Origin of the sequence: Sorangium sp. So ce117 (assembly GCF_051524395.1) — a bacterium.
GTDB lineage: Bacteria > Myxococcota_A > Polyangia > Polyangiales > Polyangiaceae > Sorangium > Sorangium cellulosum_B.
The window spans coordinates 10,118,643-10,141,715 of the sequence record NZ_CP150309.1 but is presented as its reverse complement, the minus strand read 5'-3'; the positions used below and the strand labels follow the sequence as shown (position 1 = coordinate 10,141,715).

At 70.3% G+C, this 23,073-nt stretch carries 15 protein-coding genes; 7 read left to right on the top strand and 8 right to left on the bottom strand.

Going from position 1 to position 23,073, the window contains the following annotated elements:
* The first annotated feature begins 194 nt into the window (after nt 1-194).
* Nucleotides 195-1,157, top strand: coding sequence for a hypothetical protein (locus tag WMF46_RS38045; protein ID WP_437981704.1), 963 nt, complete (start codon nt 195-197; stop codon nt 1,155-1,157).
* A gap of 565 nt (nt 1,158-1,722) precedes the next feature.
* On the top strand, nt 1,723-1,962 hold the full coding sequence (locus WMF46_RS38040; protein WP_437544969.1) for an MbtH family protein: 240 nt from the start codon (nt 1,723-1,725) through the stop codon (nt 1,960-1,962).
* Nucleotides 1,963-3,055: 1,093 nt separating this feature from the next.
* Here the strand turns inward: WMF46_RS38040 and WMF46_RS38035 are convergent.
* A complete protein-coding gene (locus WMF46_RS38035; RefSeq protein WP_437981703.1) occupies nt 3,056-3,898 on the bottom strand; it encodes a PfkB family carbohydrate kinase in 843 nt (280 codons plus the stop codon).
* 544 nt (nt 3,899-4,442) lie between these two features.
* Here WMF46_RS38035 and WMF46_RS38030 point away from each other — a divergent pair.
* Nucleotides 4,443-8,246: a M23 family metallopeptidase gene (locus WMF46_RS38030; protein WP_437981702.1), complete on the top strand. Its 3,804-nt coding sequence runs from the start codon at nt 4,443-4,445 to the stop codon at nt 8,244-8,246.
* Nucleotides 8,247-8,459: 213 nt separating this feature from the next.
* The gene (locus WMF46_RS38025; RefSeq protein ID WP_437981701.1) at nt 8,460-9,935 is read left to right on the top strand and encodes an ATP-binding protein; all 1,476 of its coding nucleotides are present in this window, start codon (nt 8,460-8,462) and stop codon (nt 9,933-9,935) included.
* Nucleotides 9,936-10,022: 87 nt separating this feature from the next.
* Here the strand turns inward: WMF46_RS38025 and WMF46_RS38020 are convergent, their stop codons facing one another.
* Nucleotides 10,023-10,907, bottom strand: coding sequence for an MBL fold metallo-hydrolase (locus tag WMF46_RS38020; protein ID WP_437981700.1), 885 nt, complete (start codon nt 10,905-10,907; stop codon nt 10,023-10,025).
* Nucleotides 10,904-12,088, bottom strand: a complete 1,185-nt coding sequence (locus WMF46_RS38015) for a thiolase family protein (protein WP_437987985.1) — start codon at nt 12,086-12,088, stop codon at nt 10,904-10,906. The genes WMF46_RS38020 and WMF46_RS38015 overlap by 4 nt, the downstream gene beginning before the upstream one ends.
* Nucleotides 12,089-12,691: 603 nt before the next feature.
* Between WMF46_RS38015 and WMF46_RS38010 the strand changes: the two genes are divergently transcribed.
* Together WMF46_RS38010 and WMF46_RS38005 are read left to right on the top strand one after the other, a co-directional pair.
* Complete coding sequence (locus tag WMF46_RS38010; protein WP_437981699.1) at nt 12,692-13,303, top strand: peroxiredoxin; 612 nt, start codon at nt 12,692-12,694, stop codon at nt 13,301-13,303.
* Between the two features lie 279 nt (nt 13,304-13,582).
* Nucleotides 13,583-15,718 (top strand): glucan endo-1,3-beta-D-glucosidase, encoded by a 2,136-nt coding sequence (locus WMF46_RS38005; protein ID WP_437981698.1) that lies wholly within the window; start codon nt 13,583-13,585, stop codon nt 15,716-15,718.
* On the opposite strand, the gene WMF46_RS38000 is transcribed toward WMF46_RS38005, so the two are convergent.
* The 5 genes from WMF46_RS38000 to WMF46_RS37980 all read right to left on the bottom strand — a co-directional run bounded on the left by WMF46_RS38000 (nt 15,694) and on the right by WMF46_RS37980 (nt 20,962).
* Nucleotides 15,694-16,113 carry a hypothetical protein gene (locus tag WMF46_RS38000; RefSeq protein ID WP_437981697.1) on the bottom strand — a complete coding sequence of 140 codons (420 nt, stop codon included), beginning with the start codon at nt 16,111-16,113 and terminating at the stop codon, nt 15,694-15,696. The two genes, WMF46_RS38005 and WMF46_RS38000, sit on opposite strands and share 25 nt — an antisense overlap.
* A gap of 145 nt (nt 16,114-16,258) precedes the next feature.
* Entirely contained in the window at nt 16,259-17,743 is a 1,485-nt protein-coding gene (locus WMF46_RS37995; protein ID WP_437981696.1) for a hypothetical protein, read from the bottom strand.
* Nucleotides 17,744-17,751: 8 nt separating this feature from the next.
* A complete protein-coding gene (locus tag WMF46_RS37990) occupies nt 17,752-18,390 on the bottom strand; it encodes a hypothetical protein (protein ID WP_437981695.1) in 639 nt (212 codons plus the stop codon).
* Nucleotides 18,380-19,840 (bottom strand): hypothetical protein, encoded by a 1,461-nt coding sequence (locus WMF46_RS37985; protein WP_437981694.1) that lies wholly within the window; start codon nt 19,838-19,840, stop codon nt 18,380-18,382. Before WMF46_RS37985 ends, WMF46_RS37990 begins: the two co-directional genes overlap by 11 nt.
* A gap of 123 nt (nt 19,841-19,963) precedes the next feature.
* Nucleotides 19,964-20,962 carry an AraC family transcriptional regulator ligand-binding domain-containing protein gene (locus WMF46_RS37980; protein WP_437981693.1) on the bottom strand — a complete coding sequence of 333 codons (999 nt, stop codon included), beginning with the start codon at nt 20,960-20,962 and terminating at the stop codon, nt 19,964-19,966.
* Nucleotides 20,963-22,261: 1,299 nt separating this feature from the next.
* Between WMF46_RS37980 and WMF46_RS37975 the strand changes: the two genes are divergently transcribed.
* Nucleotides 22,262-22,885 carry a superoxide dismutase family protein gene (locus WMF46_RS37975; RefSeq protein WP_437981692.1) on the top strand — a complete coding sequence of 208 codons (624 nt, stop codon included), beginning with the start codon at nt 22,262-22,264 and terminating at the stop codon, nt 22,883-22,885.
* Nucleotides 22,886-23,073: the final 188 nt, after the last annotated feature.

Genomic DNA, 23,073 nt, shown 5'->3' with positions numbered 1-23,073 from the left:
AAGAGAGTTGTAACGATCGGCGTCCGGCCGACCATTCGATGTTCTGGATGGATCCATCAGCGCCGTGGATGGGCGCTTCACCGGAGGGATGGCCGCGACCCTCCGCCATGGCGGCGCCACCCCCTGAGGTGGAGCGCCCCTCGGGTTCTGCCGTGTTTTCGCGCCGGCATGGGGTGTGCTCGAGGTCGAGCGTCATGCCGACGCTCGAGCACAACGCCCTCGTCGAGATGTTCCGCGAGCACCCCGAGCTCGCGCCCCACTGGCTCGCGACGCTCTTCCACCTCGATGTGCCGCCACACACCTCGGTCGGGGTCGTCGAATCGTCGCTCGACCAGCTCATCCCGGTGGAGTTCCGCGCTGACCTGGTGCTCGAGCTTCGAGACGCGAGCGGCGCGCTGGTGCTTGCGATCGTCGTCGAGGTCCAGCGCGACATGGATCCAGACAAGAAGTTCTCGTGGCCGACGTATGTCACGGTCGTGCGCGCCAGGAAGCGCTGCGGCACCGTCGTCCTCGTGGTCGCACCGGACGTCGGCGTGGCCTCCTGGGCGGCGGAGAGCATCGACCTCGGCCTGGGCCTCGGCCACGTCGAACCGCTGGTGCTCGGCCCGGCCGTCGTCCCCGAGATCACCGACCCAGCCGAGGCGGAGAAGGACGCCGAGCTGGCCGTGCTCTCGGCGGTGGCGCACGGCAATGGGCCGAACGGGCTCACCGTGGTCAAGGCCGCGCTCGTTGCGCTTGGCCGGCTCGACCAGGAGCACGCGATGGTCTACTTTCAGGTCATCTGGAGCGGGTTGCGTGAGCCCATGCGGCGGGCTCTGGAGGCGTTGGTCATGGAACGGCAGATCGAAGGCGAGGAGAGGTTTCCGTTCGTGCGAGAGCTGATGGATCGCAGCAAGCTCGCGGGCCTACGTGAGGGCGAGCTCAAGGGCCTACGCGAGGGCGAACTCAAGGGCCTACGTGAGGGCGAGCTCAAGGGCCTACGTGAAGGCGAGCTCAAGGGCAAGAGGGACACTCTGCTGCGGCTGCTTGCGCGTGCAGGGATCGCGCTGACCGCGAACGAGAGCGCGCGTATCCACGCATGCGCGGACATCGCGGTCCTCGATCGCTGGATCGATAACGTCCTCGGGGCGAAGACTGCGACCGACGTGCTCTCCTGACTGGAGCGCGCCGATGGCGAAGACAGGCGAGGAGATCCTCTCGCTCCAGCGCGTCGTCGTGGAGGCGGGCACGCGTTACATGCTCGCCGTGGACCCGAGGAAGGCGAGCCCGTTCGAGCGCGGGTAGCTCGTCCTCGACGAGATCACAGCGACGCTCGACTGGCTGTTCGACGATGGCGTCGAGGACGAGAGCGACGCGAGGCTCGCCAAGCTCGGACAGGTCCACGGGGTGACCTGCCGTTCGCCACCCTCCTTCCCCCGCCGCGCCCGCCGCGCCCACCCTTCCCGCTCCGGCCTGCTGCGATGCCAGCACGACAAGACATGAGCTGAGGCTCCTTGCCTGTTCCCGCGGCGTGAGTCGTCGATCGATGGTGGAGCGGATCCGTGGGCCATCGGTCTCGCTGGCGCGATGTCGTGACACGGGCATCGATCCCGGCGTGATGCCGTCTCGGGCGGAGACGGCCTGATCCTGCGATCCGTGCTCGGAGATTCCGGCTCGACGGCGCGGGGACCGAGGTTATGGTGCGACCCCGCAGCGCAATCGGCCCGACCCGCGGAGGGGAAGATGAACCAGGAAGAGCAGCAGGACGCAGCCACCTATCGCGTCGTCGTCGATCACGAGAAGCAGTACACCGTCTTCCCTGTCGAGCGCGCGATCCCGAGCGGGTCGCGGGAGGCCGGCAAGCAGGGCTCCATCATGGAGTGCCTCGCTTACATCGAGCAGGCATGGGAGCGCCTGCGCGCCCCGGAGGAGGGATGCGCCCCGGCGGAGGTCGCCCGAGCGCGCGCGGAGTGGCTCTCCTGACGCCGCCATGAGGCGAGGATGGCGGCGATGACAGGGGCGACGTGGCCCTGAAAGCGGAGTCCGCGCCGTCCGCCCGGTAGCCTGGTCAGGCTGGACCGGGCAGGCTGGATCAGGAGCACGCTGGCTGGACGGAGGTCCGTGCGCCATGGGGGCCTGCCGAAGCGTGCCAACCTGGGCCAGAGGGGAACTCCCACGCTCGACGTAGCTGCATGAAACAAGGCAAGGATCGCCGCGGAACGGCAATTGCTGAGGGCAGACCCGGAGGAGCGGATGCGTCATCTCTCTCTCGTCGGTGTTGCCCTCGTCGTGCCCCTGTTCATCGGCTGTTCTCCGCACGTGGACATCGACGCTGAGAGCGCTTCAGCGGGTGGGTCCGGAGGCGCGCCGAGCGGGGAAGGCGGCACGTCGGCTGGGGAAGGCGGCGCGCCGGCTGGGGAAGGCGGCGCGCCGGCTGGGGAAGGCGGCGCGCCGGCTGGGGAAGGCGGCGCGCCGACCGGGGAGACGACGGTTTCGCCCGGGTGCCCGAGCGAGGTGCTTGTCGAGTCGACAGCGTGTCCTGAGATCGGGAAGATCTGCACGTACACGACGGGCGATTGCGTCCTCGTGTTCGAATGCAAACTCAATGAAGGTGATCCCGACGATACTCAGAGCAGCTGCGCAGCGCGGCCGGCAGCCTGGCTCAAGACGGAGCAATCGGCGTGCGGCGGATGCTCTGGGGCCAGCGTGAGCTGCGTTCCGTGCGAGGGCGCCAGCCCAGGCGAACCGTGCGATGCTGTCGGCTATGCTTGCGAGAACGACGCCGGGGGCGGCAACTGTGGTGGGGCGATGCGCTGCAAGCACGACAAGACATGGGTTATATCAACGCTCTACCCCTGGTGCTGCATCTAGAGCGGCGGTCACCCGCTTCGGATACGGGCCCATCTCGACGTTTTCGGTGCTCAGCGCACTGGAGTGCGCTTCCGCGCCGAAAACGCCGATCTGGACCCGTCTCCTGTGCGGGTGACCGCCGCTCTGCGACGCTCGTACCAGGCTCAGCTGAAAACCGCTCTAGGTAACGAGCGCCGCGATCCCGCCCCGCGGAGGTGGACCCGAGTCACGGCGCGAGAAGCGCCGTCTGCGTCTCGAGCGGATCGATCCCGCGCAGCACGGCGGCGCCGTGCGGTCCAGCGAGGCGACAGGCTTCCTCGACGGGGAGGCCGTGGGCGAGATAGAAGGTGAGCGCCCCAGCGAAGCTGTCGCCGGCGCCGTACTCGCCGAGGACGCGGTCCGGCGCGGGCGGCGCGTCGACCAGCGCGGCGCTCCCCGGGCGGAGGACGCGGACGGGCCGCGGCCCGTCGGTGAGCACCAGCGCGCCGGGGCAGGGGTCGTACGCGTCGAGCGGGGCGTTCTCGCGCGGATCGGAGGCGCTGCCGATGACCACGTCGGCGGCGATCGCCGCCGCCCGGAGCGCCGCGCCCCTGCGGGCGGTCACCACGAGGCGACGCGCGGCGCGCGCGAGGCGCAGGCTGTCGGGGTCGGCGCCGGTGAAGTACACGGCGTCGCAGCCCGCGAGGATCGACCACGGGAGCAGGTCGCTCGCGGCGGGCTGGAGCGGGGCCCCGGTGACGATGATGGTGCGACGGCCCTCGGCGTCCACGACGACGACCACGCGCGGGTGGTCCACGGCGCGCACCGCCGCGTGCACGTGCACGTGCCCCGGCGCGACGCGGATGCGCTCCTCGACGGCGCGCGCCGCCGCGTCGTGCCCGAGCGCGGTGAAGAGGTGGATCTCGGCGTCGCTCCGGCAGAGCTGCGCGAAGGCGAGGCCGCCGCCCCCGCCGGGCAGGAAGCGCGCGTCGAGCAGGTGAACGATGTCGCCCGGCTGGGGGACACCCTCGGTGCGGCCGAGCGTCACGTGCTCGACGTGACCCACGACGGCGATGCGCGGCGCTGCCATGCCGCTCGACATAGCACGGCGGCGCCGCGCCGCGCGGGCGCCTCCTGGCCGCCCCCCGGCCGGAGCACGCCCGCCTCCCCAGCCCCCCGCGCTCCCCGCCACGCCCGGCGACGCCCCTCGCCGGCCATGCCCGCGACGCCCCTCGCCGGCCATGCCCGCCACGCCCGGCGACGCCCCTCGCCGGGCATGGCCGGCGGCGCGTGCGGGAAAAGAGGATCGGTGCCTGTCAGAAGCCGGACGGCCGCGGCGTAGGAACGGGGGTGGCCGTCGAGCCACACCCGATCCGCGCCCTCCTGCGCGCCAGGGCCAGCCGCCGTCGCGCGCTGGTGAACGGAGACGCACGCGCGACGGCCGCGCGACGCGCGACGCGCTACCGGCAGCGGCGCGCTGGCCAGAGGGCTTTGTCTGCCCGGCTTCTCATCAACGATCCATGTCCAGAGGAGATCAACACCGTGCTTCAACACGCATTCGACAGATCCATCCGGTACCCTGCGCCATGCCTCGCCGCCGCGCTCGTCGCGGGCCGCGGGAGGACGGGCGCATCATGAGGAGGCTCTGCAAAGGCGCGCTCCTCGCGGCGCTCGCCGTCGGGAGCACCATCGCGAGCGCGAGAGACGCGCGGGCTGCAGAGGGCGCCACCGCCTTCTGGAACAACGCCGTCGAGGTCGAGGTGTCGGGCGGCGCCCTGACCCGCGGCCCGGGCTGGGGCTGGAGCGCCGGCGCCTCGTCGGTCCAGCAGATCGAGGCCGGCGACGGGTTCGTCGAGTTCTCCACGAACGAGGCGAACCGGACCAAGATCGCCGGGTTGAGCCACGGCGATGAGAGTCCATCGTTCTGGGACATCGAGCACGGGGTGCTCCTTCGCGCCGACGGGGGCGTGGAGATCCTCGAGCAGGGGTACGGGAAGGGCTACTTCGGGACCTACCAGGCCGGCGACGTCTTCCGCGTCGAGGTGTTCGATGGCCAGGTGCGTTATCGCAAGAACGGGGTCGTATTCTATACGAGCGACACGGAGCCCACCTACCCGCTCGCGCTCGACGCCAGCCTGCACGACGAGGGCGCGACCGTCACCAGCGCCCAGGTCACGAACTGCACGGCCGGCGACGAGAGCTGCATGCCGCCGGGGTTCTGGAAGAACGTCCGCTACGCCCCGGCGAACGGGACCTTGCTGACGCGTAGCCCCGGCTGGGGCTGGCACGCCGGGGCCTCGTCGGTCCAGCAGATCGAGGCCGGCGATGGGTTCGTGGAGTTCTCCACGAACGAGGCGAGCCTCGAGAAGATGGCGGGCCTCGGCAACGGCGACGCCGATCAGGGCTTCGGAGACATCGACTATGCGGTCTTTCTGCGCGCCGATGGAGGCCTGGAGATCGTCGAGCAGGGGTACGGGAAGGGCTACTTCGGGACGTACCAGGCCGGCGACGTCTTCCGCGTGGAGGCGTTCAGCGGCCAGGTGCGTTACCGCAAGAACGGGCTCGTGTTCTACACGAGCGCCACGGCGCCCACCTACCCGCTCGGGCTCGACACCAGCCTGAACCACGAGGGCGCGACCCTCACCAGCGCCCAGGTCGCGAGCTGCGCGGCCGGGGACACGAGCTGCATGCCGCCGGGGCTGTGGCGGAACGTCCGCTACGTCACCGCCAACGGAGGCGTGCTGACGCGAAGCGCCGGTTGGGGCTGGCACGCCGGGGCCTCGTCTGCCGAGCAGATCGAGGCGGGCGACGGGTTCGTCGAGTTCTCCACGAACGAGGCGAGCCTCGAGAAGATGGCGGGCCTCGGCAACGGCGACGCCGATCAGGGCTTCGGGGACATCGATTACGCGATCTACCTGCGCGCCGATGGAGGCCTGGAGATCGTCGAACAGGGGGTTGGACAGGGGTACTTCGGGACGTACCAGCCGGGCGACATCTTCCGCGTCGAGGTGTTCAATGGCCAGGTGCGTTACCGGCAGAACGGGATGGTGTTCCACACGAGCAACACGGCGCCCACCTATCCGCTCGGGCTCGACACCAGCCTGAACCACGAGGGCGCGACCGTCACCGGCGCCCAGATCATGAGCTGCGCGGCCGGGGACGAGGGCTGCATGCCGCCGCAGGAATGGAAGAACGTCCGCTACGCCACGGCGAACGGAAGCCTGCTGACCCGCGACGCCGGCTGGGGCTGGCACGCCGGGGCCTCGTCGGCCGAGCAGATCGAGGCGGGCGACGGCTACGTGGAGTTCTCCACGAACGAGGCAGACCTCCAGAAGATGGCGGGCCTCGGCAACGGCGACGCCGATCAGGGCTTCGGGGACATCGATTACGCGATCTACGTGCGCGACGACGGGGGCCTGGAGGTCTACGAGCAGGGCGTTGGACAGGGATACTTCGGGACCTACGAGGTCGGGGACGTCTTCCGCGTCGAGGTGTTCAATGGCCAGGTGCGCTACCGCAAGAACGGGATGGTGTTCCACACGAGCACCACGGCGCCCACCTACCCGCTCGGGCTCGACACCAGCCTGAACCACGAAGGCGCGACCGTCGCCGGCGCCCAGGTCATGAGCTGCGCGGCCGGGGACACGAGCTGCATGCCCCCCGGGCTATGGCAGAACGTCCGCTATGCCACCGCCAACGGAGGCGTGCTGACGCGCACCGCCGGCTGGGGCTGGCACGCCGGGGCCTCGTCGGCCGAGCAGATCGAGGCGGGCGACGGCTATGCTGAGTTCTCCACGAACGAGGCGAACCTCGAGAAGATGGCGGGCCTCGGCCACGGCGACGCCGATCAGGGCTTCGGGGACATCGACTATGCGATCTACCTGCGCGCCGATGGAGGCCTGGAGATCTACGAGCAAGGGGTTGGACAGGGGTACTTCGGGACCTACCAGGCCGGCGACGTCTTCCGTGTCGAGGTGTTCAATGGCCAGGTGCGGTACCGCAAGAACGGGCTGGCGTTCCATACGAGCCTGACGGCGCCCACCTATCCGCTCAGGCTCGACACCAGCCTGAACCACGAGAGCGCGACCATCGCCGGCGCCCAGGTCGTGAGCTGCGCGACCGGGGACACGAGCTGCATGCCGCCGGGGTTCTGGAAGAACGTCCGCCATGCGCCGGCGAGCGGGGGCTCGCTGACGCGCGCCGCCGGCTGGGGCTGGCACGCAGGGGCCTCGTCGGTCCAGCAGATCGCGTCGGGCGACGGGTACGTGGAGTTCTCCACGAACGAGACGAACCGGTACAAGATGGCGGGCCTTGGCCACGGCGACGCCGATCAGGGGTACGGAGACATCGATTACGCGATCTACCTGCGCGGCGACGGGGGGCTGGAGGTCGTGGAGCAAGGGGTTGGACAGGGCTACTTCGGGACCTACCAGGCCGGCGACGTCTTCCGCGTCGAGGTGCAGAGCGGCCAGGTCCGCTACCTGAAGAACGGGGCCGTGTTCCACACGAGCAGCGCGGCGCCCACGTACCCGCTCGAGCTGGATACCAGCCTGTACGACGACGGCGCGACCATCACGAACGCGTCGGTCTCGGGCGCCGGCGGCGGGGGGGACCCGACAACCGGCTGCGGCGAGGTGGGGCCCGGCGACGAGCTCAGCGGCACGAAGGTGCCCACGTTCTGCAATCACCCCACCACGATGCCGAACGGGGATGCGCCGCCCATGGGGCAGTACTTCGGCCATACGTGCACTTCGGTCGTGCTCCAGACCGTCTATTACACGCACACCTCCGGCAACCACAGCGGGCTCGATTTCTTCGTCCCGGCGCGCAGCCCCTTGTACTCGGTCGGCTATGGAATGGTCATGTGCGCCGGGCGAAACGCCTGCACAGGCAGGTACCCCACTGCCCAGGGCGCGCCTTCCCAGATCGATCTCACGATCCGCTATGGCTCGGTGTACGTCATCTACGGGCACGCCGCGTCGAGCCTGGTCGCCGAGGGCGATCTCGTCGTCCCGGGGCAGGAGATCGGCGAATCGTCGGACTGGCCAGGCAACGATCACCTGCACTTCGAGGTCCGCCGCGTCGCCGACAACAGGGCGCCGAACCCGGTGCCCTTCTTCTCGCCGGACCTCCGGAGCTACCTCGAGGGCACCGTCACCGACACGCACTTCTGCACGGGGCACTTCGATGATCAGGCGGACGTGGGGTTCACGGCGAGCACCCAGCTCGACGAGCGGCCGTGCACGGACGCGAACGACGGCACGACCGGCCCGATCCGCTGCCAGGAGGTGTGCGACTACAGCCCTGCGGACTGCGAGGTAAAGACCTACCCCAACGGGTACAGGGAGGTGCACGAGTACTGCAGCGTCTTCAGCTGCGGCGGCGGCACCTTCGCCTGCGGGCTCCGCCGGAACACGGCCGCCCAGGCGTGCCAGTGACACCCGCGCCGTGACGCCGCCCATCCTCGGCCAGCGCTGTTGAGCCGAGCTCGCCGGCGCTGCCGCCTGGCCGGCCTCCACCCTCCGCCATGGCGCCGTCACCAGCCGCCGCGGAGACGCGCCGCGCCCGCGGGCGAGCGTGGAGGGCCGCGCCGCTCGGGGGCGGCGGTGCGTACGAGTTGCCTCGGACGCGAAATCGGATCAATCGACGCCATGGAATCAGCAGCGGCGCGGCGCGCGCCAGAGCTCGGCTCCTCGAGGCAGCCGAGCCTGAGCGCGCTCCTCGGGATCGCGACATTTCTCCTCACGGGCGCGGCGATCGCCGTGGTCGCCGCGCTCATGGCCGCCGCGGCGACCATGCAGCAGGCCACCGGGATCCTCGGCGACGCGATCGAGAGCGTCCGCCTGGTGCACAGCCTGCAGATCGACCTCCTCCGCGATGCCCATCAGATCCACCGCGGCGGCGGCGCCGCCAGCGGCGGGCCGATCTCCACCTTCCACGAGTGGGAGATCGAGCTAAGGGAGGGCCTTGCGGAGGCTCACCGTTACGTGAGCAGCCAGGACGAGAGCGGCGCGCTCGTCGACGCAGAGCGGCGCGTCGACGAATACCTCGTCGGGCGTCGAGCCGGCGATGCCGGCGGCTCGCCCCCTGCGCCGGACGCGCCGGCGCTGGCCACCGATTCGCTCGCTTTCGACGACGCGTTCAAGGCCCTCGACCGCCTGGTCGAGATCAACCTCCAGCAGGCCCGCGCGTCCCAGGCGCTCATAGAGCGTCTGGGCCGGCGCGCGACCACCGCCGGCGTCGCGGCCGTCATCTTCTTCATGGCCGGCGCGTCCTTGGTCCTCATCAGCGCGCGGCGGCTCGTCTACGGCCCTGTCGTCGTGATCCAGGAGGCGATCGGCCGCTACGGCGCGGGGGACCGCGCCGCGCGCGCGCCGCTCGTCGGGCCGCGCGAGCTCGGGGACATCGCGCGGGCCTTCAACAGCACGGCGGAGTCGCTGGAGCGCCAGCGTGAGGCGCAGTTCGCGTTCCTCGGCGGCGTGGCGCACGACCTCAGGAACCCGCTCTCGGCGCTGCGGCTGTCGGTCGGCTTCCTCAGCGACGGAGGCCCCCCGTCGGAGCCGCGCGTGCAGCGGACCATGGCGCTCGTCGGACGGCAGGTCGATCGCCTCGAGCGCATGGTCGGGGACCTCCTTGACGCGTCGCAGATCGAGGCGTGCAAGCTCGACCTCCGGGTCGAGGAGCGCGACCTGCGCGAGCTCGTGCAGGAGGCGGCCGAGCTCTACCGCCCGGTCTCGCCGCAGCACCCGATCGAGCTCTCGCTCCCCGAGGCGCCGGTGCTCGTCCGCTGCGACGCGACGCGGATCCAGCAGGTGCTCAACAACCTCCTGTCGAACGCGCTCAAGTACTCTCCCGCCGGCGGCCAGGTCGATGTGGCGGTCCACGGCGGCGGCGGCCGCGCCGAGATCGCGGTTCGCGACCGCGGGGTCGGGATCGATCCGGCGGATCTGGCGCACCTCTTCGAGCCGTTCCAGCGCCTCAAGGCGTCGGCGGGCGCGATCCCGGGGACGGGCCTCGGGCTCGCCGTGGCGAAGCGCATCGTCGAGGCGCACGGCGGCCGCCTCCTCGTCGAGAGCGAGCCGGGCGCCGGCTCGGTGTTCCGGGTCGAGCTGCCGCGCGCGTCCTGATGGGGGAGGCGGTGCACGAGGCCGCGACGCGCGGCGCGCGAAGGGCGACGCCTCCACGAAGTGACCCCGCTCCGCCCGGCCGTGCGGTCAGGCGCCCGTCCCCGCCGCGCGCCGCCATCGATCCTCGCGGCGCACCACCCGCCCCTCGCGCTCCAGCTTGATCAGGTGAGCCTCGAGGCTCAGCCGCGCGAGCGGCCAGACGAGCGGCGCCGTGTCCGCATAGACGACCGGCAAGAGCGCCTCGATCGACGTGCCGCCTGCGCCGCCCGCGCCGGCCTCGCTGGCCGCCTCGAGCGCCGCGACCACCAGCCGCTCCCGCCCCAGCCGGTGCGCGATGTAGCGCCGGAACAGCGCCTCCGGCGCGCCGATCGGCCCGCCGTGCGCCGGCAGCGCGACCCGCGCCCCGAGCCCCGCGAGCCGATCGAGCTGCGCGAGGTACTCGGCCATGTCGCCCTCCCGGGGATCGATCAGGATGGTCCCCTCGCCGGCGACCATGTCGCCGCAGACCAGGGCGCCCTGCGCCTCGTCGAGGAAGCAGAGGTGGTCGGGCGCGTGCCCCGGCGTGTGGAGCACCCGCAGCGCCGTCGGCTCCGGCCCGCCGAGCCGCACCACCTCCCCGTCCGCGAGGCGGCGCGCGAGCGGGACGCCCGGGAGGCGCGGGGCCGCCTCGGCGTGCCCCCAGACCGGCAAGCCGAGCTCGGCCGCGAAGAAGCGCGCGCCCCCGACGTGGTCGGCGTGGTGGTGGGTCACCGCGATCGCCACGAGCGACCGCCCCTGGGAGGCGAAGCCGCGCGCCCAGGCGAGCCACTCGCGGCGCTCGTCCTCGTACGGCGTGGCCGGCTCGACGAGCAGCACCTCGCCGCCGCCGAGCGCGTAGCTGTTCGTGTGGGTCGCGGGCGGCAGGGTCGGCGTGCGCGCGGGGAAGGCCTCCACGCCGCGCACGCCGGGCCCGACGGGCTGCGGGCGGATCACCGCTCCACGACGACCGCGAGCGCCTCGCCGCCGCCGATGCAGAGCGTGGCCAGGCCGCGCTTCGCGTTCCGGTCCTTCATGGCGAAGAGCAGCGTCGTCAGGATGCGCGCCCCGCTCGCGCCGATCGGGTGGCCGAGCGCGACCGCGCCGCCGCGGACGTTGACCTTCTGGGCGTCGAGCCCGGAGAGCTTGTTCACCGCGAGCGCCACCACCGCGAACGCCTCGTTCACCTCGAAGAGGTCGATCTGGTCCGTCGGGATGCCGAGCTTCTTCGTCGTGTTCGCGATGGCCGCGGCCGGCGCCGTCGTGAACCACTCGGGCGCCTGCGCGGCGCCGCCATAGCCGACGATCCGCGCGAGCGGCGTGAGCTTGTGCTCCTTGACGGCCCGCTCGCTCGCCAGGACGAGCGCGCTCGCGCCGTCGTTGATCGACGACGCGTTGGCCGCGGTGATCGTCCCGTCCTTCTGGAACGCGGGCTTCAGGGACGCGAACTTCTCGGGCTTGCCGGCGGGCGGGCCCTCGTCCTCCTTCACGACCACCGCGTCGCCCTTCTTCTGCGGGACGGAGACGGGCGCGATCTCCGCGGCGAAGAGCCCCTCGCGCTGGGCCGCGACCGCGCGGCGGAAGCTCTCCTTCGCGTACTCGTCCTGCGCCTCCCGCGAGAAGCCGTGCTCCCTGGCGCACGCGTCGCCCGCGGTGCCCATGTGGAAGTTGCCGTACGGATCCCACAGGCCATCGTGGATCATGCCGTCCACGAGCTTGCCGTCGCCCATGCGGTAGCCCGAGCGCGCCTGCGGGAGGTAGTAGGGCACGTTCGACATCGACTCCATGCCGCCGGCGACGACGACGTCCGCGTCGCCGAGCGCCACCGTCTTCGCGCCGAAGATCACGGCCTGGAGGCCCGAGCCGCAGACCTTGCTCACGGTGGTGGCCGGCACCTTGCTCGGGATGCCGGCGAAGATGGCGGCCTGCCGGGCCGGAGCCTGCCCGATACCGGCGGACAGGACATTGCCGAGGAACACCTCCTCGACCGCCTCCGGAGACAGCTTTGCCCGCTCGAGCGCCGCCCGGATGGCGACCTCACCCAGGTGGGGGGCGGGCAAGGGCGAGAGTGCGCCCTGGAACGCGCCGATCGGCGTCCGGGCCGCTGCGACGATGTACACGGGGACGGGCAGGGTCATGATCTCCTCCAGCAGCGCTGATGCCATTTCATTCGATGACGCCAGCCATGCGCCTTGCGAATGTGCCTTGGGTACCTCGGTTGCCCTGGGGGGGCAAGCCGGCCCCGGCGACGCTCCGCTGCCTGCGCGGTCGCGCGCGCGGTTGCCTGCGCGGTTCGTTCGGTTCGCGCGGTTCGCGGGTTCACATCATCATCGAGCGCCCCCTCCGTCGCTCCGCCGGCCGGGCTCTTCGCGACCGGGCTCTTCGCGATCCCCCCGAGATCGTATGTCACCACGCAGTCGTCCGTCGCCCCCGCGCGCCGCGCCTCGCGGGAAGGGCGCCGCGGCCGCGCGCAGGCGCGGGAAACGGGGAGTGGAGAGCGCCGTCGTCGTGCGGCCGCTCTCGGACGGAATCCAAGCTCCGCCCGAGCCGGATCCAGGCTGGCCCTGAGCGCCCGCGCCCTCCGGGCCGAGGCCCCGCCGACTGGGCGCGGCGCGCGGCGACGCTGGCGCGGGCCGGGGGGCGCTATGTGGTACGCCGGGGACGTCGCGTGATATCGTGCGCGCCGATGGGGAAGGGGGGCTGTCCTCCCTGCGCCCGGGCGGACAAGGAGCGAACGAGCGATGGTGAATGCAGGCGATCGTGCCCCCGATTTCTCTCTCGAAAGCGACAGCGGCAAGACGGTGGGCCTCGCGGATTTCCCGGGCAAGACGGTCGTCCTCTACTTCTATCCAAAGGACGACACCCCCGGCTGCACGCGGGAGGCCCAGGCCTTCTCCGCGGCCCTGCGCGCCTTCGCCGAGGCCGGCGCCGTCGTGCTCGGCGTCTCCCGCGACTCCGTCGAACGCCACCGGAAGTTCAGGGACAAATACGATCTCGGGGTGACGCTCCTCAGCGATCCGGATCTCGCCGCGCACAACGCCTACGGGGTCTACGGCGAGAAGTCGATGTACGGCAAGAAGGTGATGGGTACCATCCGGAGCACCTTCATCATCGGCCCCGACCGCGCGGTGAAGCACGCCTTCAGCGCCGTGAAGGTCGACGGACACGCGGACGAGGTGCTCGCGCTCGTGCGCGGAGGCGGCAGAGGCGAGGCGCCGCCCGCGCCTGGAGCACGGGCGCCTGCGAAGAGCGCGGCCAAGGCGCCCGCGAAGAGCGCGGCCAAGGCGCCTGCGAAGAGCGCGGCCAAGGCGCCTGCGAAGAGCGCGGCCAAGGCGCCTGCGAAGACGCGATAAAGGACCCCAGGAACCGTCGGACAACGACATAGCCGACTCGCGGCGTGCGGGCTGTCGATCGCCTGATGGATGGCATCGCGAGGGCCTCCGGCGCGGGGACGGCGGGCTCGCCAAGCTGGACGGGCCCGGCGCTTCATGAAAGAATCTGTACCGTTGCTTGCAAATCGATGAAACTACCACGACACCAGGGCTCATCTCTCGATCCGCTTCGGGGCAGGTGGAGCGATGAGCGCTGGAGCGAGGGAGCGAGGGAGCTGGATTATGATGTTGAAGCATCCGATGCTACGGACTTTTGCTTTGCTGAGCTGCCTCTCCGCGATCGCCGCGTGCGGCGACGATGAGCCGCCGCCCAAGGTGACCGAGGGCGACGGCGGCGGAGGCAGCGGGGGGGACGGCGGCGGCGGCACCGGCGGCACCGGCGGCGTGCCGGTCGAGACGTGGGATCTCGACCGCAGCAAGCCGCTGTCGGACGTCGCTCCGGAGTTCACGGAGGCGGAGCACCCGCTCGCGCCGGGCGCCGTGCTGGCCGATCTCAAGGCCCCGCTCCCCACGAACGCCACCTGGATGAACTTCGCGCTCGGCCAGGGTGATCAGCGGATCAACGCCGCGCCGTACGACCTCAAGGCGGTCGGACAGGCGCTGTCGATCTCCCGGCCCAGCGTCGTGGTGGAGAGCACGGCCGTCACCTCGGCGGACCTGACGCAGCTCGCGCTCAGCGCGCGCCAGGCCTTCTCCGGCCACACCGTCAAGTCGGCCGATCTCCTCTCGGTCACCGTGGAGTGGGCGGCGCAGGGCGGCACGATGACGGCGCCCATCGTGTACGGGATGCCGTACGTGACGGCCACGTACGACGGGCTCGCCCCCTCCGTCCGCGCCGGCGACGGCGTGGCGATCACCGAGGTCAACGGCGGGTCGACGAGCCCCACCACGGTCACGGGCGACCGATTCGAGATCTCGCTCAACAACGGCCAGACGTGGGTGCTCTATGCGTTCCCCGAGATCAGCCTCGAGTGGGACGCCCTCTCCATGACGGCGGACGAGCCGTACGAGGGCTCGCTCCGCCTCGCGCTCGTCCCCGGGCCGAACGCCGCGGCCGTGCTCGACGACCACGCCGCCGTCATCCCCGTCGGCGGCGACATCGAGGCCTCGGTCACCGAGGACGAGGCCAGAGTGCGCTTCGTCTGGAAGACCGAGGGCGAGGGCGATCTCCTGACCATGGCGCTGCCGCACCATCTGGATCACCTCGATATGTTCAAGGCGGCGGACGTCTCGTACCCGACCGTGATCGGCCAGATGAAGGGCATCTCCGGCGCGAGCTGGGAGCTCGAGTACCCGCTCAGCACGATCGGCTGGGACGCCCCGCGCCGCGCCTCGGACGAGTGGGGCGAGGCCATCATCGCGGCCCTCGAAGAGGACAAGGGCTTCATGCCCGAGGAGGCGGTCGCCGGGACAGACCCCTATTTCGGGGGCAAGCAGCTCGCGAAGCTCGCGCGCCTCGCGCAGATCGCCGAGGTGGTCGGCAAGGCGGATCTCGCGGAGGAGCTCAGGGCGCGGCTCAAGTCGCGCCTCAACCCGTGGCTCAACGGCCAGAACGACAACCCCCTCGTCTACGACACGACCTGGGGCGGCCTCGTGACGACCAAGGGCCTGACGGACGAGGCCGCCGACTTCGGCCAGGGGTATTACAACGATCATCACTTCCACTACGGCTACTTCCTCTACGCGGCGGCCGTGCTCGCGAAGAGCGATGAGGCGTGGCGCGAGGAGTACGGGGACAAGGCGCTCTGGCTCGTCCGGGACATCGCCAACCCGAGCGCCAAGGACACGTTCTTCACGCCGTTCCGCAGCATGGATTGGTTCAGGGGCCACTCGTGGGCGTCAGGGCTGTTCCCGTTCGCGGACGGCCGCAACCAGGAGTCGACCTCCGAGGCCGTCAACGCCTGGTACAGCATGCAGCTCCTCGGTGAGGCGCTCGAGAACAAGGATGTGGAGAACCTCGGCCGGGTGCTCCTCGCCCTGGAGACGGCCTCGGCGCAGACGTACTGGCAGGTGACCGCGGACAGCACCGTCTACCCCGAGCCGTTCAAGAACAACGGCGCCGTCGGCGTGCTCTGGTCCACGAAGGCCGACTTCGGGACGTGGTTCGGTCCCAACCCCGAGTACGTCTATGGGATCCAGCTGCTCCCGATCACGCCGATCTCGGAGTCGCTCATCTCCAAGGACTGGGTCCAGGACGCGTGGCCCGTGATCTCGGAGACCACCGCGGACGCGGAGGACCCCTGGAAGGCGTTCCTGATCGCGGCGCACGCGACCGTCGACAAGGAGGCGGCCTGGGAGGACGCGCAGGCGCTCACCGCGCTCGACGACGGCCTCAGCCGGACCGCGCTCCTCTACTGGATCGCCACGCGGCCCTGAGTTAGCCGCCCTCGCAATCGATCGCCCCGCAGCCCGGTGGTGGGGGAATTCCCCCACCGGGCTGACATGATGGAACCGCCAAGCAGCCGTGTTCTTTGCGAGGCGCCGGGCCCGACGCCGGGGACCGAGCGCAGCAGCTCGTCCTTCGCGCGCCAGAGCGGGCTCTGCTCGATCTTGTCCTTGAGCTCGTCGTCGAGCTTTTTCAGCTCCTTCTCGAGCGTCTCGATAATGCGGGTGATGCTGCTGACGACGCGTGCGACGCGGCGGGGCCCAACCAAGCCCGAGAGCCGATTCTTCTCGGCCACTAGCATGGTGATCAACTGGCGCCGGCGCGCCAGCAGCAGCTCCAGCTCCAGCGCCGTGGCCTCTGGCATCGGCGTCAGCGGCGGCTGCACGGCGGCTGGTATTCCCGCTTTTCCAAGCGCCCAAGCGCCGTGGGCTGCGTTTACCCGCAACGCGTTCTCGATGTGGCGCGGGGGCTACCAGAGCACTGTCCGCCCGCAACCTAGATTGCCTCACGCGCTCCCGCGTGACGCGAGCTCAGCCTCGCAACGCCGTCACCGCGGGCAGCCCGCTGCCGGAGGTGTCGACGCGCATCACGTCGAGGATCCCGCTGAAGATCTCCGCCTCGCTGGTCTGCCGCCCCTCCTCCGGCGCGCCCGTCGTCGGATCGAACCCATAGGTCAGGCCCGTATCGGGATCGACGCCGCCGAGGACGCGATTCCCCTTGAGCATCGGCGACACCAGTAGAACGCCGTTGTTCAGATCGTGCGAGGTGCCGAAATCGTCCTGACCGCCGACCCGGGTCTTCGTGCGCCCGAACTCGGTCGCGACGTAGATCAGCGTGCGGTCCCACAGCGACGCGCCGCTGTCGTCGGCCGGCGTCTGCTTGAGGAGCCGGATGAGCGCGTCGGTGACATTCAGGACCCGGCTCCACATCACGGCTTGCATCGAGCGATGATAGTTGTGAGCGAAATCGAAGGCGACCGGCGCATTGAGGAGGGTGTCGGTGGCCTCGTCGACGAGGACGCGGGTGGTCGGCCATATCGTCGCCGTCACGCAGACCTGGTTCTTGAACAGCAGGTAGGCCAAGGCCGCCTGCGCCTCGAAAGGATCGGTGTCGAGCAGCGGGAACGTCTCTCGCAGCATCGCTGCTTCAGGGGATGCTTCGACGTTGTAGTCCGAAAGCGGGTAGTCTTTCGAGTCTTGCAAGAGGCACAGCTTCTCGAGCAGACCGCGCGCCTCGAGGTTCGTCCGCGCTTTTGCGCGCTGCTGCGCCCACAGCCGGAGCGGCTCGGCCTGGCCAAACGCCTGGAGGAACGGGCTCTGCGGCTCGATTTGCTCGTCGCGCAGCCGCCGGGCCTCGTCGAGCAGCGCCGACGCCGGAGCCGTCTTGATGCCCTTGCGCGCGTCGAGCCCGAGGAACCAGGTCGAGGGCTGGGCGATCAGCTCCGAGAAGCAGTGCGGCGGCAGCGTCTCGTCGTGTCCGCGGTCCACGAAGCCTCCGGAGGACATGTTGATGTTAGGAATTGCGAAGTCATCGCCGTACTCCATCGCCACGCACTCCTGCAGGGTGCGCCCACGCCACGCTTCGTTGCCCGTGATCGAGCGGCGCTGACCGACGAAGTGATTGACGCTCGATCCGGTCAGCGTCGCCACGAGCATCTGCTCGCGATGGGCCTGTACGAACGGCGACTGCTTCGCCCGCAGCGGAAAGGGGAACGGACCCGACGTCGGGCGCTCGATGTCGACCGCTCGCAGCGGCGAGCCGTCGAACCCCTTCACCTCGTTGTCCGGAAACGTGTTGATCGTCTCCCAGCGCGCCGACTCGCTGTGGCGTACGGCGAGCATGCTGTCGATGATGGAGGCGCCGCCATGAGCGCCGATGACGAGCAGATAACGCGGCGGTATGCCCGCCCCGCGCCCGCGTGAGGAGACGAGGCTCGCGAGTCCGAACGCCCCGCCTGCCGCGACGCCCCACCGGAGAAGCTGCCGCCGCCCGATCTTCGATTGGACTTGTTTCATAGCGTTCCTCAGTAGAAAAGAAACTCGATGCTCGTCACGACGGCGAAGCAGGAGAGCGTCGCCCAGCCCGTCTCCGCCTCGGCGACGTCGGGCCCCTCCGCCAGGGCGAGCGCGTAGAGCGACTCGAAGCCGTCGCGCTCACGCGCCGTCGGCGGTCGGCCGAGCGCCGAGGCATAGAGGGCATCGACGCTCGACGCTCGGCCCAGAGCGGTCGTCACGTCGCGCCACACCAGAGGATTCTCCTCTCCTCGGGCGATATCCCGCTCGGCGCGTTGCCGGCAGGCTTGAAGGGCCGTGCGCTCGACGATGAGCGTCGTGCCCAGCCCGGTCGTCGGGGACGATTGGAAGATCTGGTTCCGATAGGGGTCGAGGCCGCCGAGCGCCACCGTGTGCACGCTCTCCGAGCACGACTTCGTGCCGAACTCGTTGCACACCTCATCCGGGTCGAGCTGGAGCAGCTGCGCGAGATCGTTGCGCAGGCGCGTCCCGCCCTTGAAGTGCACGCGGGCGTGCCGTGCGGCGGGCTGCGCCGCGGGAGCTGGACCGCGCTCGGGCTCGTCGCCGGCGCACGACGCTGCAGAGACGGCGAGGGCGAGCGAGAGCGACGGCGCCGCGGCGCGGAAGAGCGTCGAATGATTACGGTACACCGAAGGCCTCCGTGCGAACGAGGTCGCGCAACATGGGTTCGATTGCGAAGCCGTGCTCGGTACGGAATGCCTCGACCAGCGCGTCGAATGTGGCGAGCTCCGCGCCGGACGGCTCGGCGTGGAAGAACACCTGCCAGTAGTCGGCGACGCGGGAGGCCGCGAACTCCCAGCTGCTCGTCGCGACTTCGGCCCACTCGATCAGCGAGCTCACGGGTTTCCCGAGCAGCATCCCTGCCTCTGGCATCGCGCTGACGCCCGGAAGCAAGGGGTCATAGAAGTCCTCGAGTCGGGTCGGCAGGTAACGGCCTTTTTCGGACAAATCGGCGGCGGTCACGCCGTCGTAGCGGCTGAACGGATAGCTGAGCGGATCGAGGGTCGAGTGGCAGCCGGCGCAGGTCGGGGCGGCGACGCCCTTGTCGTCGTAGTCAGCGGGCTCGCCGGGCACGGGGTGGAGGCCTTCGCCCAGCGCGATGTCGAGGCCGAGGTAGACCCGGTAGGCCTGGGCGGCGGCGGTGCGCGGCAGCGCGGTGAACATGTTGTTGAACAGCAGAAACCAGCGTGTGGTCAGCATGCCGGCGCGGCGCTCGGTCGGCATTTTCTGCCTCCCCGGCAGCTCGTCGACCGGCTTGTACACGGAGCGCCCGTCGACAATCAAACGCTGGACATAGTAGCGGGCATTCAGCAGATCACGGCTATCGTGGCCATCGATCTGCGTATACACGAAGAGGGCATAATCGGGGAAGTAGTCGAAGTCCTCCTCGCCGGTGTAGCTGCCGTCGGTGTTCTCTACTGGCTCATCGACGAAGATGGTGGGCCGGATCTTGGCGTGAGCGATGTTCCACACCACGCCCTCGCGCCCTCGCCAGAACTCGCTCTGCATGCAGGCGGTGAGCGCGTCCGCGACGGCATCCGGCTGCAGCTCAGGCGGGGTGCCGGCCACGGCCTCGAGCTCCGCGGGCGTCGGCGATCGACCGCACGCATCGAGCATCACCTTTCGCAGCGCATACCGGCCGTCATAGCGGCACACGTCGTACGTCATGGGGACCTGCGCGGGGCTGCAGGTCGCCTCGCCCTGCGGGGCGCTGGCCGCGTCTCCTGGAAGCGTGCCCGCCGCGATCTCGTCGCGGTTGGATGCGCCGTCCTTGTCGGAGTCGCGGTTCTCCACGGCAGCGAGCGCCAAGGGCAACGCCGCCGCGAACGTCTCGTCCGACGTCGATGACTTCGAGAAGGCCGACCGCACATCGTCGCCGTAGGAGTTCCAGGCGACAGGCGGTTCAGTGCGGGTATGGCACAAGGTGCAACTGACACCGCTGGCCGCGCAGAGCAGGTCGTTGGGATAATTTTCACAGAACAGTTGAGGCGCTGGAGGCCGGGCGGACGCATCACCGATGCTGAACAGCGCGGTGAGCACGACCGACGTGGCGACCAGCGTCGGATGGCTAGGTCTCATGCGCTGAAGGTGGGCTCGACGGGAACGCCGTGCCAGGACACGATACGTCAAAATGCGGACCGAATGCGCCGTTCGATCCGGGAGCCGTCTAGAACGCCGAACAGGCGACGACGAGAGCGGCGCTCACGAGCTGGCGTCCTCGTGATCGTGCCCCAGGAGCTCCGTGAGGGTCCGGCCGGTTCGCCGCTTCAACGCGCGGCGCAGCGAGCGCACGTCAGAGAAGCCGACGCGCGCGGCGACCTCCTTGAGGGAGGCGTCAGGATGCCGGAGAAGCGTCATGGCCCACGCGCAGCGGACCTCATCGAGGAGCGTGGTGAACTGGACGCTAGCCTCGGCGAGGCGCCGCTGCAGCGTGCGGCCCGTCGTCTTGAAGCTGCGCGCCACGTGGCCGATCGACGGCTTGGCGCCCTGCTCGAGCGCCTCGCGCAGGCAGCCTCGGACCGCGCCAGCGAGATCGACTCCTCCCATCGCCTCGAGCATCGCATCCACCTGGCTTCGCATGTACGCCGCCAGGGCTGGATCCGCGGTGCGGTGCGGGAGATCGAGCGCGTACGTCGGGAGGACGAACTCGTTCGCTGGCGCTCGGAAGCGCAGATCGGTCGTCCCGAAGAGCGCTGCGTGCTCGGTAACGTCGGCGGGCGCCGCGTGGCGGAAGCTCACCCACAGGGCCTTGATCTGCGCACCCGTGAAGCGGCGCAGCAACAGGAGGCCGGCAGCCATGATTGTCTCGACGAAATGGCGCGGCGGTGCCGGCTCCGGCGGCGCGGGGCCGAGGCGGATGTGGGGCAGACCTTTCTCGTCCACGTAAAAGGTGGTGGTGGTCGACGGATTCGCGTTGAAGCGGCCAAGATAGTCGGTGCAGATCTCGAGCGCTTCGCGGACGTTCGTGAGGCTCATGCCGAGGACGCCGAGGATGCCAATGCTCCAGTTCGCCTCGAGCGCGAGGTGGAGGCCAAGGTTGTCGTCGTCGCTGGCGGCGCAGATCTCCTGGACGAGCGCGAAGGCGCCGTCCCGCGGGACCCGGGCCGTGATGCTGTCGACCGCGGCGCGACTGACGCCGTGGCGCGTACACAGGTCGACGAGCGCGTCCTCGGACCAGCCGGTGCGCAAGGCGTACCGCACGAAGGGGGAGATTCGGATCGCGTTGATGGACCTCCCGGCGTGTAGCGGGTCGCCGCGCTTGGCTGCCCGTGCATGGACGTCGGGGGACGTCGCGTGGGCTCTTGGAGCCCCATCGCTCGACACGTGTAGCTTCCCCATGGCCCTTCGGACGGCGTCGCGCGGACTGTTCGAAGAGTGGCGCATCGGGTGCCTCAAGGATGCCACGGAGTCCCGAAGGAACAAGCGCGCCGCGCGCGGCTGGCAGGACTTTTGAGCGCCACACCGGTAGGGTCTTCCGCATCTCGATCCGGTCCTTGCACCTCCAGCATCTCCTCGTAGCCCTGCTCGCCGGCTGCGGCGTCGCGCCGCCCGCGGCCGCGTCGGATCCGCCGCCCCCGCCGCCGAGGCGCCCTCCACGCCCGCGCCGCCCGTCGCTCGCAAAGAGCCTCACGTGGTCGAGCTGGCGAACGGCACGAAGGCGGTCGACGGTTCCTTGTGGCTCCGCAGGAAGGACGCGCCCGAGGTCCTCGCCCACCTCGGCGGGTAGGAAGCGAGAGGGCGTTGCTGCCGGCCACGCCGTGCCCGTGGCCCGTCCTCCGCGGTGCTGAGGGCGTTGACGGTGGCGTAGAACCCCCGAGCGCCACCACGACGCCGAACCGTGGACGCACCGCGGCCACCACGCCCTCGTAGCGGAGCACGTCGTGGCTCGCCGCGGCTACGCGGCGTCGAAGTCGAACGTCATCTGCCCGTCGGTTGGGTTACGCGCAGCGGCGCGCGGGGGCGGCGCGGTCGGCAGCCCGAGGTGGGCCAAGATCTTGTTTTCTTCGCGGGCCGCGGGCCGCCCGCGGGCGGCTTCGGCGTCACGAGGGGGCGCCACGTCGAGCGGGCAGCGAAGACGCCGTGGTTGGTGATGGTCGGGTAGGATACCGGCCTCGGCCATGAAGATGCCGCCCGCGTCCGTTTCCTACGATCGGGGGGGCCGGTCACACGCCCTCACGAGATGCCTACGGCGGCACGAAAATGACCGAGACGCCTCGCTGCCAGGACAGCCTTCTTCACCGGGGCGCTCAAGGCTGGATAGCGCTCACGGCGAGCTCAAGCGCCGAGCTCACGGCGAGCTCAAGCGCCGAGCTCGGGAAGCAGGACCCTATCCTTCTACCAGTAGCGCAATTCCCCGCGAAAAAGTCGATCGGTGCGTGATTTTTGTAGCAAAGCTGCTTGGACGCTCGCCATGTTGAGACATACTGGCCCCCCTCGATGGCCTGGCCGCATCCGGGGCAATTGCCTGCCCGCTCGGGTCGCGCTGAGGAAAGGAGACTTATGTCACGATGGTTGAAGCTCTCGTTGTTCGCCCTTGGTGCCAGTGCCCTCTTGGCCGCGTGCGGGGATGACGGTGAGTCGTCCGCTGGCTCCGGCAGCGGCGCGAGCACGTCGGCCGCGAGCGGCTCGGGCGGCGGTGACGCCTCGACGAGCACCTCTGCGTCCGGAAGCGGCGGCGGCGACGGCGACGGCGGGAGCGGCGGCGGCGACGGCGGGAGCGGCGGCGGCGAGTCCCTGCGGGCCGAGGCGGAGCTCCAGGGGTTGAACTCGAGCGGTCTGACCGGAACTGCGACGTTCACGCAGGCCGGAGAGGAGGTGACGCTCACCATCACGGTGTCCGGCTGCCCTGCCGGCGAGCACTCCGCTCACATCCACCAGAACAAGAGTTGCGAGAACAACGGTGACGCTGCGGGCGCCCACTGGATCCCCAACGGCGAAGGGCTCGGCAGCTTCATGTGCGATGAGGCTGGCCAGGGCACGCAGTTGGTCAAGCGCGGTACCGATATCTGGACCGTCGGTGGCGATGAGGCCACCGACGTGACGAAGTACGCGATCGTGGTGCACGCCGCGGCAGACCCGCAAGCTGGCGGCCGCATCGCCTGCGGGCTCATCGAGCTGGAGTAACCCTCCGCGCAGCGCTTCCGTCCGGGCCTCCAGGGGCGCATCCCCCTCCGACCGGCTCGCTCTGGGCCCGGCCGGCGCGCGGCGTGCGTGCGACAAGCCCCCGGGCGACGCTCGGAGTCTCTACTTCGGAGGCATCCCCGTGACCTCCTGACGGCGGAGGGTGACGGTGCGCTCGACGACGTCCGACG